We start from the raw sequence: 11,457 nt of genomic DNA, 5'->3' as shown, positions 1-11,457 counted from the left end.
GCCTTGGCCGCGTAGAGCGCCTGGTCGGCGCGTTCCAGCAAGGCCGCCAGGCTCTCGCCGGGGCGGTACTCGGCGACCCCGAAGCTGGCGGTCTTGCGGCCGGCGCAGTCGAAGGCGAAGGCGTTGATGCGCCGCTGCAGCAGCAGCGCCGCCGCGCGCGCATGCTCGACGTCGGTGCCCGGCAGCACCACGAGGAATTCCTCGCCGCCGCGCCGTCCTACCCTGTCCATCACCCGCACGTGCTCGCGCAGCAAGCCGGCGAACTGCACCAGCACGCGGTCGCCGACGGCGTGGCCGTAGGTGTCGTTGACGCTCTTGAAGTGGTCGATGTCCACCGCCACCACCGCGAACGGCGAGCCGTAGCGGGCCGAGCGGGCGATCTCGTCGGCGAGGAACTGGTCGATGCGCGAGCGGTTCCACAGGCCGGTCAGGCTGTCCACGCTGGCGGTCAGGGCCAGGCGGCTCTGTTGCAGGTACATGCTCTTGTGCGCCATCTCCAGGGTGACGGCGCACAGCAGGCCGAAGGAAAACGACGCCAGGACCCAGATGAAATGCAGGCGCTGCGCGCCGGGCTGCAGGGCCTCGCCCAGGGTCACCGCGAGCAGCAGCGCCAGCGACGCGCAGGCGGTGGGCATGGCCTGGCGCACGGTGAGCCCGGAGACGGCGAAGGTCCAGGTGAGGTTCAGGTAGATTTCCGGCACGAAGTAGGCGAAGTCGTCGTGCCCGGCGTTGAAGTACAGGTTCGCCGCCACGGCGCCGACCGGCGCGGTGCGCAGCAGCGCCAGCATCGGCAACTGCCAGGCGCTGGAGTAACTCATCAGGGCGACACCCAGCAGCGCGGCGGGCACCACCAGACCATGGGCGACCAGGCGCAGGCCCTGCTGGCTGGCCGCGACATTCTGCTCGATGGCGGCATAGATGACGTACAGCACCAGCGTCAGGAAGGCGACATAGCGGATCTGCGGCACCTTCGCGCGCCGGTACCAGGCGGCGAACTCGTCGCGGATCGACGGCGGCACGCCATGGAGCAGGTCCAGCGAGCGGCGCAGGGCGAGAAGGTATGACAAAGGCCACCTGTCAGAATGACATCATCGCGCCGAAGCATACGATGCCGCCGCGGCGGGAGAAACAGGGCGGCGTCGGCCAAACGCACCGCCCGTCCCCGCGCCTGCACGAATCTTCCAGACGTCGCGCGCCGGCGCGGTATCCTGAACGACTCGCGACGGGCGGAGGCGCGGCATGCACCACGACAACTGGATCGATCTCGCGCAGGACGCCGACACCGGCATCGAGACCCTGCGCGCGCATTTCAAGGGCCACGCCTACGACCCGCACTGGCACGACAGCTACCTGATCGGCTTCACCGAGACCGGCGTGCAGCAATTCCGCTGCCGCCAGGCGCGCAATGTCAGCACGCCGGGCAAGGTGTTCTTCCTCGAACCCGGCGATATTCACGACGGCGACGCGCCCACCGCCGGCGGCTTCACCTACCGCATGCTGTATCTCGACCCGCAGTGGCTGGAGCGCGAGATCGGCGCGCTGTTCGAAGAAGCCCCGGCGAACTGCCTGCCGAGCGTGCCCGAGGTGCTCTTCGACGACCCGCGCATGGCCGCCGCCATCGACGCCGCCTTCCAGGCCGTGCACGGCCGCGAGCTGCGCATCGTGCGCCAGGCCGCCCTCGACGCGTTGCTCGGCGGCCTCACCCGGCGCCTGCAGTGGCGCCGGCGGATCGACGCCGACCCGCGCCTGCCGCTGGTGGCGCTGCGCGCGCGGGACTACCTGCACGCCAACCTGGCCGCCGACATCGACCTCGACGACCTGGCCCGCGCCGCCGGTTGCGACCGCTTCCGCCTGACCCGCGCGTTCAAGGAAGCCTTCGGCCTGCCGCCGCACGCCTACCTGGTGCAGCTGCGCCTGGCCCGCGCCCGCCAGCTGCTGGCGCGCGGCCTGGCCCCGGCGCTGGTGGCCGCCGACCTCGGCTTCGCCGACCAGAGCCACCTGGGCCGCTGGTTCCGCCGCGCCTACGGGGTGACCCCGGCCTACTACCGCGGGCGCTGCCAGGCCGCGAGCTGAGCCTCAGCGGCCCAGCACGCGGCGCAGGCGGGTGGCGACGAAGCCGGCCGACCAGGCGGGCTTCTCGGCATCGGGCAGCACCGGGTTGGACGGCGCCGGCAGGCTCACCGGCTGCGCCTTGGGCTGCGGGCTGGCGCCCAGGTAGTTGCCATGGCCGTAGTTCCAGGCGTCGGGAATCTGCCAGGCCGAACCGAGGTTGGCCGGGCGCCGGCCGCTCGGGCCGTAGCGCCCCAGCGCGCCGCGCCAGTAGGGGTGGCCTTCGCTGATGATGCCGGCGAGCGGGTTGCCCAGGGGGAAGGCCCACTTCAGCACGTCATCCTCCAGCGAGGCCAGCAGCGAGATGTCCCTGAGCTTCGCCACGCTGTCCGCGTACTGCGTGGCCAGGCAGTCGTCGTCGATGGCGCCGGCCATCACCACCGCCTGGTTCACCGGCACCCCGGCGTCGGTCAGGCGCCGCACGGTCTCCAGCAGCACCCGCGCGCCCAGGCTGTGGGAGCTGAACGACAGGCTGAGGGCGGCGCCGAAGTTGCTCCGCACGAAACTCGCCAGCAGCGCCGCGCTGTCGGTCGCCTCGCGGTCCTCCACCGGGTAGTCGAGCACCGGTACCCAGCGCGAATCGCCGGGCCAGAGCACGCCGACGAACAGGTAGTTGTCCGGCAGCTGCAGCAGCGCCTCCCAGGCCGAGAGCTTGGCGATGCCGTCGGCGCGGTCGACGTTGAAGCCGTGGGTGGCCAGCAGCAGGTCGCGGCCGCGCACCTGGTCGAGGAAGCCGTCCAGGTACGGGTAGTGCCCGCCGCCCTGGCGCAGGGTGACGTGCGAGGCCACGCCACCGCCGACCGGGTTGGCGCGCAGATCGAGAAACCAGGTCATGGCGCCTCCTAGCGACGCATCGACTGGAACACCTTGGCGGTAGCCGCCAGGGCGGTGGTGAGGTCCTTGGCGATGGGCGCCACCGGGGTCGCCGCCAGGCCGACCAGCAACGCCACCTGATAGGAGTGGAAAGCGTCCGGATAGCTTGCCTGGCCAATCAGCGCCAGCGCCACCGACACCACCATCGACAGGCCCTTGGCGTAGTTGCGGTAGGCCTGGTCGGCGCGCTGGTAGCCCTGGTCGAGCTGTGCGGTGAGCATCAGGTCGAAGCGGCCCCAGACGTCGTTCTCTTCGTCGGTCATGGCCCCGCCGCTGGCGATCTTGTTCGCCACGCGGGTCAGCACCGGGGCGTCGACCTGGGTGCGCTCGGCGCACAGCGCCGCGTTGGCCGGGGTCAGGCGCAGCTTGAGCAGGGACTTGGCGATGGCCTTCTGGTCGTTCAGGGCGGTGCCGTTGAGCCAGTTGGCGCGCAGGGTCGCGCGGATCTGCGGCCAGCCCAGGGGGAGCTGCTCCGAACGATGCTCGACGCCGTCGAAATAACCTTCGAGGACCCGCTCGATATGCCCGAAGCCGGCGTTGGAAATACCGCCGCCGACGGCCTTGGTGGCGTCCACCAGGGCGAAGGAAGCGGCGCCCAGGCCGCCCGCCGCGGTCACGCACTGGGTCAGGGTTTCGATGAGGGTGGCCATGCTGTCGTTCTCCTTGTGCAGCGTCGAGGGGGCGCCAGGTGCGCGCTAGCTGAGGCTAGGCCTGGCCCGTGGTGCCATCAAATTGCCTTTTCATATAGCAATACGCCACTACATCAGCCGAACCGAACCGGCGCCTGCTCAAAGCTTCCAGACCGCGCCGCGCGCGCCGGTCACGCTCAGCGCTCCCCACTCGCGGAGTCCGCTTCCATGATCCACGCGCTGCAGCAATGGCTGCCCTTCCTGTTGTTCGCCTTCGTCGCCGCCATCACCCCGGGGCCGACCAACCTGCTGATCTTCAGCAACGGCGCCCGCCACGGCTGGGGCGCGGCGCTGCCCATCGTCTTCGGCGGCTGCGTCGGCGCCGCCCTGCTGGTGCTGCTGGTCGGCAGCGGCCTGGGCGAGCTGCTTGCGCGCCTGCCGCAGGTGCAGTACCTGATGGCCGCCGCCGGGGTACTCTGGCTGACCTGGCTGGCCTGGAACATCTGGCACGACGAGCCCGCCGAACTGCGCGCCGCCCCGGTGCGCCGCGTCGGCCTGTGCGGCGCGGCGGGGCTGCAGCTGATCAACCCCAAGACCTGGATGATGGCCCTGGTGGTGGTCGGGGTGTACGCCGGCCACGGCGACGACCGCCTGGCCCGCGTGCAACTGCTGTCGCTGCTGTTCTTCCTGGTGTCCATCCCCTGCCTCGCGGCCTGGGCCGGGCTCGGGGTGGGCAGCGCCCGCCTGCTGCGTTCGCCGCGCGCGCTGCGCCGGCTCAACCGGGTGCTGGCGCTGCTCCTGCTGGCCTCGGCCTGGGCCGGGGTGCTGGCCTGAGTATCAGAAACGGTAGCGCAACAGGCGGCCGACGCGGCCCAGCTTCGGCCAACGCTGCATCAGGTCGACGAAACGCCGCGAAGCCCAGCTCATGCGCCGGCATTCCTCGGGCGTGTAGACCAGGTGCTCGTCCAGCAGCCGCAGCCCCGGCACCAGCGCCTCCAGGTCCGCCGGGTCGTCCAGCGCCCAGTGCGCCTGGGCGCCGCGTGCCAGCAGCGGCAGCATCAGGCGCAGCAGGCGGATACCGAAGTGGTTGTAGCCATCGAAGATCAGCTCGCCCCGGGGGAAGCGCGCCACCAGCGCGCGCAGCAGCCCGGTGACCTCGGACTCGCGCAGGTAGGGCACCAGGCCTTCGGCGACGATCAGCAACGGGCGACCGCCCGGCAGCGCGGCGAGCCAGGACGGGTCGCCCATGTCGCCCTCCAGCAGCGTGCAGCCGGCGCGCTCGGGGTAGACCCGGCGGCGCAGCGCGAGCACGTCCGGGAAATCCACGTCGAACCAGGCCACGCTGGCCGGCGGGTCGAGGCGGAACACCCGGCTGTCCAGCCCGCAGCCCAGGTGCAGCACGCAGGCGTCGGGGTGCGCGGCAAGGAATTCGGCGGCCCAGCGGTCGAGTTTCCAGGCGCGCAGGGCGATGCCCACCTGGCTGTTGCGGCCGAAGTGGAAGCGCGAGAAGTCGTGGTCCAGGCGTTGCAGCGCGGCGTAGGCGAAGTGGTCGCGCAGCAGCGAATCGGGCAGGCGGCTTTCCATCGCCTTGGCGTAGAAGGTGATCAGCAGGGTCTGCTTGACCCCGCCGAGCTGGACGCTGGGCATGGCGGACTCCCGGGGCGGACGGCGGCACCGCCCTCCCCGGCAAGCCTAGTTCAACGGACCTGGAGGTGCGCCCAGTCGGCGGCGTCGATCTCGCCGGCCAGCTGCAGGCCGCCCCGGCCGTCGCTGAACAGCACCAGGGAGGTGGTGTAGTCGGGGGTGTCGAGGTTGTCCTGGCCGAGCGCCTTGGCCAACTGCTCCATGCACTCGCTGTGGGTCACCAGGATCAGGTTGCGGTGGCTGGCCTTGTGCTCCAGCACGTGATTGAGCAGGTCGCCCTTGCAGTCGGCCACCCAGGCCTCGCCCAGGGCGCCGCTGCCGAACATCAGGCTGGCGGTCTGGGTGGTGCGGGTCAGCGGGCTGGCGTAGATGTCGGCGTTGCCCAGGCCGAAATAGTCGCGGTAGTCGCGGCCCAGGGTGCTGGCGATCTCGCCGCCGCGCACGGTGATGCCGTCCTCCGCGCCCAGGCAGGGCGCGTCGGTGCGGTCGCAGCGTTCGGCATGACGCACCAGCATGACCACGTCGCCCTGGCTCCAGTGCTGCGCCAGGTCGGTCGAGCCCAGCAGCTGCGCCTCGCGCGCCGACGGGTAGCTGACCGCGCCGCACAGGCCCAGCACCAGCAGGCCGAGCAGCCCGCAGGCCATGGCCAGCACGCCATGCGATCGGGAAGGAAAGGCTCGCTCGTTTCGCCCGGCTTCAGGAGACTGCATCACTTCGCACTGGCCTCGCGCTCGATGGTTACGCTGGCAACCGGCGGGGCGCCGGATGCTGGACGGCATCCTGCGCAGGCGAACGTGAAAAGACCGCTACACGAATGTGATGAAATTGTTCAGAAGCGCCGGGCGCGGCTCCCGCCGACGAATTGCAGAGCCGCGCGCGCCGGCCGGGCGATCAGTCGCTGATGCCCTGGATGTCGTTGAAGGTGGAGAGCAGGGTGTTCAGCGCGTCCAGGCTGCGGTCCTTGTCCGGAGCCTTGGCGTGCAGTTCGCGGACCGCGCCGTCGACCGCCGCGTTGGCGGCCTTCCAGTCCTCCGGGCTCTTGCGCTTGAGCTCGGCGGCGGCGGCGCGCCATTTGGCCTGCAAGGCGTCGACCTTGGCCCGCGCGGTGGCGAAGTCATCGGCGCCGACGGCGTTCAGCGACTCCTCGGCCAACTGCCCGTATGGGCCGAGATCGCCCAGCGGGCCCTGCTGGTCGTCGGCTTCCAGGCCGCTGGGGGGCGCCGCGTCTTCCGCCCAGGCCTGGTTGTGTGCGACCGGAACAACAACTACCAGCAGCGCCGACAGCGCCGCCGTCCATACCGTCCGGGTGAAGACACTCATCGTCTCGCTCCTTAGCGTGGCCAATGTAGCTTCATGGAGTGTAAAGGCGCGGACGTCAAATTTGCAGTAGTTCGCCGTGGAGGCGCCGTGAAGCGCCCCCTGCTCAGGGGTGCAGGAACACAGGGCGGATACGCCGAGGCCCGTGCACGACGGCGGATAACGCCATAGGCGTTATGCGCCCTACGCAAGTCCCTGGGAAAATGCGGTTCAGGGGTGCAGGTAGTAGAGCTTGTTGACGATGCGCCAGCGGCCGTCGATCAGCAGCAGCGCCAGGTAGTCGCTGAAGCGCATGTCCAGGTAGTGGTCGAGGACCTTGACCGTGGCGCTGTCGCCGGTGACGTCCAGCGCCTGGATGTCCCAGAACGGCGGGCCGTCGCCCTCGACGCTGCCGGTGTCGAGGATGGCGCCGACGAAATCGTCGAGGCTCAGCCACTCCAGGGTGCCCTGGTAGTGGCCGATGATCTTGCTGTCGGGATGGAAGGCGCTGCGCAGGCGCGCCTCGTCGGCGAAGACCATGCCTTCCACATAGTCCCGGACCACGTCGCGAATGGCCGCCGTGGCGGCCTCCTGGCTGGTGTCGGCCATGTTCGTTGCTCCCTGATCCGGCCCCCGGCGGGCCGGGCATCAGGCAACGTTAGCAGCGCCCCGCGCGAGCGCCGGCGCAGCCGATGTGCGGCACGCCGGCGTCAGCGGTTGGTCTGCAGCCGGCGGCGCGCGACGTGGCGCTCGATGGCCAGGTCGATGAGGCGGCTGACCAGCTCGCTGTAGCTCATCCCGGCGGCCTGCCAGAGCTTGGGGTACATGCTGATGCGGGTGAACCCGGGCAGCGTGTTCAGCTCGTTGATCAGCACCTCGCCGGTGTCGGTGAGGAACACGTCGACCCGCGCCAGGCCGTAGCAGTCCAGGGCCTGGAAGGCTTCCACGGCGAGGCGGCGGATACGCTCGGCGGCCTCGGCGTCGATGGCCGCCGGCACCACCACCTGGGCGGCGTCCTCGTCGATGTACTTGCTGTCGTAGGAGTAGAAGCCGTCGCGCACCACGATCTCGCCGCAACCGCTGGCGATCGGGGCGTCGTTGCCGAGCACCGCGCACTCGATCTCGCGGCCGCGCACCGCCGCCTCCACCAGCACCTTGTCGTCGTAGGCCAGGGCCAGGCGCACGGCGGCGTCATAGCCCGCCTCGTCCTCGACCTTGCTGACGCCCACCGAGGAGCCCAGGTTGGCCGGCTTGACGAACAACGGCAGGCCCAGGCGCCGCTGCGCCTCGGCGAAGGGCGTGCGCGCGGCGTTGGCGCGGGTCAGGGTGACGAAGGGCGTCACCGCGATGCCGGCGTCGCGCAGCAGGCGCTTGCTGACGTCCTTGTCCATGCAGATGGCCGAGCCCAGCACGTCGGAGCCGACGAACGGAATGTCGGCCATGCGCAGCAGGCCCTGCAGGCAGCCGTCCTCGCCGAGGGTGCCGTGGACGATGGGGAAGATCACGTCGACATGCTCCAGCAGTTGCTGGCTGGAAGTTTCCACCAGCTGCCGCTCGGCCTTGCCGGGCACCACGGCCAGTTCGCGGTTGGAGCGGTTGAGGGCGATCAGCGCGGGGTTTTCCTGGTCGAGCAGGTAGTCGGAGGCGTCGTTGAGGTGCCAGCGGCCCTCCTTGTCGATGCCGATCAGCACCGGCTCGAAGCGCGAGCGGTCCAGCGCGTCGACGATATTCTTCGCCGACTGCAGCGACACCTCGTGCTCCGCCGAACGCCCACCGAAAATCACCCCAACACGCAGCTTGCCCATGACCGTCTCCGGAATATCGATGGGCGCTTCTTAGCATGCCGGCGGGGATTTTTACAGGCGCGCGGTCGGCGGGGCCTGACGGGTAGGAGCGAGCGCGGTAGCTCAGACCACCGCCAGGTGAGTCTTGCGCCTGGGCGGCGGGAAGGCCGCGTCGAGGCTCGCCAGGTCCGCCGCGTCCAGGCGCAGCTCCAGGGCCGCCGCGTTGTCACGCACATGGGCCGGCTCCACCGCCTTGGGAATCGCGATCACCCCGCCCTTCCCCGCCAGCCAGGCCAGGGCCACCCGCGCCGGGGTGGCGGCATGGCGCTCGGCCACCTCGCGCAGCGCCGGGTGGCGCAGCAGCTTGCCGCCCTGGCCCACCGGGCAGTAGGCCATCAGCGGCATGCGCTGTTCCTGGCACCAGGGCAGCAGGTCCCATTCCACGCCGCGCTCCTCCAGGCTGTACTGCACCTGGTTGCTGGCGCAGTGCAGCGGGCCCAGTTCGAGCATGTCGTCGAGGTCGAAGTTGGACACGCCCCAGCGGCGGATCTTGCCGTCCAGGCGCAGGCGCTCGAAGGCCTCGGCGGTTTCCTCCAGCGGGTACTGGCCGCGCCAGTGCAGCAGGTAGAGGTCCAGGCAGTCGGTGCCCAGGCGCTTCAGGCTGCGCTCGCAGGCGGTGCGCACGCCGCGCGAGCCGGCGTTGTGCGGGTACAGCTTGCTGACCAGGAAGACCCGCTCGCGCAGGCCGGCGATGGCCTCGCCGACCACCTCCTCGGCGCCGCCCTCGGCGTACATTTCCGCCGTGTCGATCAGCGTCAGGCCACGCTCCACGCCTTCGCGCAGGGCCGCCACTTCGCGCTTGCGCTCGCGCCTGTCCTCGCCCATCCGCCAGGTGCCCTGGCCGATCGCCGGGACCTTGCCGCCATCGGCGAATACCACTTCGTTCATGCCTAGCTCCTCTTGTTCAATGCGGGGAGTCGATCAATGCCAGGGATCGTAGGTGCCGAAGCTCCACAGGTGACCCTCCGGGTCGCGGCAGGTGAAACCCTGGCCGCCGTAATCCTCGTCGCGGATGTCGATGACCATGGCCGCGCCGCCGTCCACCGCGCGGCGGTACATGGCCTCGGCGTCGGCCACCAGCAGGTACAGGCTCTGGGTGCAGCCGCCGACCTCCTCGGGGCGGCGCATCAGCCGGCCGTAGTCGTTGTCCACCGCCGAGCCGAGCATCAGCATGCCGCTGCCGTCGGGCAGGCACAGCTGGGCGTGGGCGACGCCGCCGTGGCCGTCGTCCACCACCAGTTGGCGGACGAAGCCGAAGGTGGCGCAGAGCCAATCGATGGCCGCCGGCGCGTCGCGGTAGCGCAGGCAGGGGATCAGGCGCGGGTGGCTGGCCATGGCGGTCTCCTTCGGGCGGGCTCGCACAGCATAGACCGCCCGCCGGCTACAGGCGCAGGCGCCAGCGGCCGTTGCGGGTCAGCTGCAGCACGCTCAGCGGCGCCGCGTCCACGGCGTTGAAGGCCGCCGGGTCGGCGCGCAGCACGTGCAACACGGCCGCACGCAGCAGCGCCGGGTGGCTGACGACGACGAAGTGACCGTCCGCGTCGAAGGCGTCCAGCCAGGCGCCCAGGCGCTGGCACAGTTCGACCTGCGACTCGCCGCCGTGGGGCGCGGCGGCCGGGTCGCCGAGCCAGGCGGCGAGGGCCTGCGGCGCCTCCGCCTGCAGCTGGTCCAGGTCGCGCCCGGTCCAGGCGCCATGGTCGCAATCGCGCAGCACCGGCAGCACCTCCAGCGGCGCGTCCCAGGCGGCGGCGGTCTGCCGGGTGCGCAGCTCCGGCGCGCAAAGCACCCGCGTCGGCGTCTTGAGGCGGGCGCGCAAGGCCGCCAGGGCGGCCTCCTGGCCGTCCTCCAGCGGTTCGTCGGCGCTGGCGAAACGGCCCCGGCGTTGGGCCGCGGTGCGGCCATGGCAGACCAGGCTCAGGCGGGTCGGCATCGGAATTCACTCCCATTTGCAGGCAGCGGGGTTTACACTGCCCCACGCTCTCGTAGCACGTTGTTACTTGGAAGGAAGCCGGTGGAAACCCGGCACGGTCGCGCCACTGTATTCGGTCCCCTGGGCCGTGAGTCAGACCCTTCCAGCCACCCTCGCCCTTCAACTCAGGACGCGCAATCCTAGGAGGTTTTCATGGCTCATACAGCCACCCAGGCCGATTCCGGCAATCTTTCGCTTCCCGTCATCCCGCTTTCCGAGCTGCTGCCCTGGGCCGTGTTCGGCGGCCTGCTGCTGCTCCTGGCGCTGTACTTCGTCGGCGCCGAGCAAGGCGCCACCTCGATGTTCAAGGGCATGTACGTGCACGAATTCGTCCACGACGGCCGCCACCTGCTGGGCTTCCCCTGCCACTGACCGGGGACCCCCGACATGACTGGAAAACTCCTGCTGCGCGGGATGCTCGTCGGCGTCCTGGCGGGCCTGCTCGCCTTCGGTTTCGCCCGCGTCTTCGGTGAACCCGAGGTCGACCGCGCGATCGCTTTCGAAGAACACGTCTCGGCCCTGCACGAGGCCGAGGAAGCCGCCGCCGGCGGCATGGCGGCCCACGACCACGAGGAAGAGCTGGTCAGCCGCGAGGTCCAGGCCAGCGTCGGCCTGCTCACCGGCGTGGTGGTCTACAGCGCCGCCATGGGCGGGCTGTTCGCGCTGGTCTTCGCCTACGCCCTGGGCCGCTCCGGCCGCCTCGGGCCGCGCGCCCTCGGCGCCCTGCTGGCGCTGGCCGCGTTCGTCGCGCTGTACCTGGTGCCGAGCCTGAAGTACCCGGCCAACCCGCCGTCGGTGGGCGACCCGGAAAGCATCCGCCGGCGCACCGCGCTGTTCTTCCTGATGATCGCGTTGTCGGTCGCCGCCGCGATCATCGCGGTGAAGCTGGCGCGCAACCTCATGGCCCGCCACGGCGCCTGGACCGGCGCGCTCGCCGGCGCCGGCCTGTACCTGCTGGTCTGCGCCATCGCCGCCGCGCTGTTCCCGGCGGTGCGCGAAGTGCCGGCGGACTTCCCGGCCGACCTGCTGTGGCAGTTCCGCCTGGTGTCGCTGGGCATCCAGGCGATCCTCTGGAGCACCGTCGGCCTGGTGT

At 70.7% G+C, this 11,457-nt stretch carries 15 protein-coding genes; 4 read left to right on the top strand and 11 right to left on the bottom strand.

The window, feature by feature from the left end; translation table 11 throughout:
* On the bottom strand, positions 1–1,067 hold a 1,067-nt coding region (locus P3W75_RS01260), incomplete at its 3' end, for a GGDEF domain-containing protein (protein WP_276225550.1).
* Positions 1,068–1,239: 172 nt separating this feature from the next.
* Between P3W75_RS01260 and P3W75_RS01255 the strand changes: the two genes are divergently transcribed.
* Positions 1,240–2,073 carry an AraC family transcriptional regulator gene (locus P3W75_RS01255; protein WP_276225549.1) on the top strand — a complete coding sequence of 278 codons (834 nt, stop codon included), beginning with the start codon at positions 1,240–1,242 and terminating at the stop codon, positions 2,071–2,073.
* 3 nt (positions 2,074–2,076) lie between these two features.
* Here the strand turns inward: P3W75_RS01255 and P3W75_RS01250 are convergent, their stop codons facing one another.
* Both P3W75_RS01250 and P3W75_RS01245 read right to left on the bottom strand, forming a co-directional pair.
* Positions 2,077–2,943 (bottom strand): alpha/beta hydrolase, encoded by an 867-nt coding sequence (locus P3W75_RS01250; protein WP_276225548.1) that lies wholly within the window; start codon positions 2,941–2,943, stop codon positions 2,077–2,079.
* A gap of 8 nt (positions 2,944–2,951) precedes the next feature.
* Positions 2,952–3,632: a hypothetical protein gene (locus P3W75_RS01245; protein ID WP_276225547.1), complete on the bottom strand. Its 681-nt coding sequence runs from the start codon at positions 3,630–3,632 to the stop codon at positions 2,952–2,954.
* A 207-nt stretch (positions 3,633–3,839) separates the two neighbouring features.
* Between P3W75_RS01245 and P3W75_RS01240 the strand changes: the two genes are divergently transcribed.
* Entirely contained in the window at positions 3,840–4,445 is a 606-nt protein-coding gene (locus P3W75_RS01240) for a LysE family translocator (protein ID WP_276225546.1), read from the top strand.
* 3 nt (positions 4,446–4,448) lie between these two features.
* Here P3W75_RS01240 and P3W75_RS01235 read toward each other — a convergent pair whose 3' ends face one another.
* The 8 genes from P3W75_RS01235 to P3W75_RS01200 form a co-directional block, all read right to left on the bottom strand.
* The gene (locus P3W75_RS01235) at positions 4,449–5,258 is read right to left on the bottom strand and encodes a class I SAM-dependent methyltransferase (RefSeq protein WP_276225545.1); all 810 of its coding nucleotides are present in this window, start codon (positions 5,256–5,258) and stop codon (positions 4,449–4,451) included.
* Between the two features lie 50 nt (positions 5,259–5,308).
* Positions 5,309–5,908: a histidine phosphatase family protein gene (locus P3W75_RS01230; protein WP_346429847.1), complete on the bottom strand. Its 600-nt coding sequence runs from the start codon at positions 5,906–5,908 to the stop codon at positions 5,309–5,311.
* Positions 5,909–6,146: 238 nt separating this feature from the next.
* Positions 6,147–6,575 carry a hypothetical protein gene (locus P3W75_RS01225; protein WP_276225544.1) on the bottom strand — a complete coding sequence of 143 codons (429 nt, stop codon included), beginning with the start codon at positions 6,573–6,575 and terminating at the stop codon, positions 6,147–6,149.
* A 207-nt stretch (positions 6,576–6,782) separates the two neighbouring features.
* The gene (locus P3W75_RS01220) at positions 6,783–7,160 is read right to left on the bottom strand and encodes a nuclear transport factor 2 family protein (RefSeq protein ID WP_276225543.1); all 378 of its coding nucleotides are present in this window, start codon (positions 7,158–7,160) and stop codon (positions 6,783–6,785) included.
* Positions 7,161–7,261: 101 nt separating this feature from the next.
* On the bottom strand, positions 7,262–8,356 hold the full coding sequence (gene ddlA, locus P3W75_RS01215) for a D-alanine--D-alanine ligase (RefSeq protein WP_276225542.1): 1,095 nt from the start codon (positions 8,354–8,356) through the stop codon (positions 7,262–7,264).
* 102 nt (positions 8,357–8,458) lie between these two features.
* A complete protein-coding gene (locus tag P3W75_RS01210) occupies positions 8,459–9,283 on the bottom strand; it encodes an aldo/keto reductase (RefSeq protein ID WP_276225541.1) in 825 nt (274 codons plus the stop codon).
* 33 nt (positions 9,284–9,316) lie between these two features.
* Positions 9,317–9,730 (bottom strand): VOC family protein, encoded by a 414-nt coding sequence (locus P3W75_RS01205; RefSeq protein WP_276225540.1) that lies wholly within the window; start codon positions 9,728–9,730, stop codon positions 9,317–9,319.
* A 46-nt stretch (positions 9,731–9,776) separates the two neighbouring features.
* Positions 9,777–10,325, bottom strand: a complete 549-nt coding sequence (locus P3W75_RS01200) for a histidine phosphatase family protein (RefSeq protein ID WP_276225539.1) — start codon at positions 10,323–10,325, stop codon at positions 9,777–9,779.
* A 192-nt stretch (positions 10,326–10,517) separates the two neighbouring features.
* On the opposite strand from P3W75_RS01200, the gene P3W75_RS01195 reads away from it, so the two are divergent.
* The gene (locus P3W75_RS01195; protein WP_276225538.1) at positions 10,518–10,736 is read left to right on the top strand and encodes a CbtB domain-containing protein; all 219 of its coding nucleotides are present in this window, start codon (positions 10,518–10,520) and stop codon (positions 10,734–10,736) included.
* A 42-nt stretch (positions 10,737–10,778) separates the two neighbouring features.
* Positions 10,779–11,457 (top strand): CbtA family protein (locus tag P3W75_RS01190; protein WP_276225551.1); only part of this gene is annotated, 679 nt, incomplete at its 3' end.

The organism is Pseudomonas citronellolis, from assembly GCF_029335315.1.
GTDB classification, from domain to species: Bacteria; Pseudomonadota; Gammaproteobacteria; order Pseudomonadales; family Pseudomonadaceae; genus Pseudomonas; species Pseudomonas citronellolis_A.
The sequence above is the reverse complement of the archived record's forward strand: the minus strand, read 5'-3'. Positions and strand labels throughout refer to the sequence as shown.

Coding starts and splice junctions, on each gene's coding strand:
- P3W75_RS01245 (WP_276225547.1), bottom strand. CDS start 3,632: ATGGCCACCCTCATCGAAACCCTGACCCAGTGCGTGACCGCGGCGGGC.
- P3W75_RS01225 (WP_276225544.1), bottom strand. CDS start 6,575: ATGAGTGTCTTCACCCGGACGGTATGGACGGCGGCGCTGTCGGCGCTG.
- P3W75_RS01250 (WP_276225548.1), bottom strand. CDS start 2,943: ATGACCTGGTTTCTCGATCTGCGCGCCAACCCGGTCGGCGGTGGCGTG.
- P3W75_RS01200 (WP_276225539.1), bottom strand. CDS start 10,325: ATGCCGACCCGCCTGAGCCTGGTCTGCCATGGCCGCACCGCGGCCCAA.
- P3W75_RS01235 (WP_276225545.1), bottom strand. CDS start 5,258: ATGCCCAGCGTCCAGCTCGGCGGGGTCAAGCAGACCCTGCTGATCACC.
- P3W75_RS01205 (WP_276225540.1), bottom strand. CDS start 9,730: ATGGCCAGCCACCCGCGCCTGATCCCCTGCCTGCGCTACCGCGACGCG.
- P3W75_RS01195 (WP_276225538.1), top strand. CDS start 10,518: ATGGCTCATACAGCCACCCAGGCCGATTCCGGCAATCTTTCGCTTCCC.
- P3W75_RS01255 (WP_276225549.1), top strand. CDS start 1,240: ATGCACCACGACAACTGGATCGATCTCGCGCAGGACGCCGACACCGGC.
- P3W75_RS01210 (WP_276225541.1), bottom strand. CDS start 9,283: ATGAACGAAGTGGTATTCGCCGATGGCGGCAAGGTCCCGGCGATCGGC.
- ddlA (WP_276225542.1), bottom strand. CDS start 8,356: ATGGGCAAGCTGCGTGTTGGGGTGATTTTCGGTGGGCGTTCGGCGGAG.
- P3W75_RS01220 (WP_276225543.1), bottom strand. CDS start 7,160: ATGGCCGACACCAGCCAGGAGGCCGCCACGGCGGCCATTCGCGACGTG.
- P3W75_RS01240 (WP_276225546.1), top strand. CDS start 3,840: ATGATCCACGCGCTGCAGCAATGGCTGCCCTTCCTGTTGTTCGCCTTC.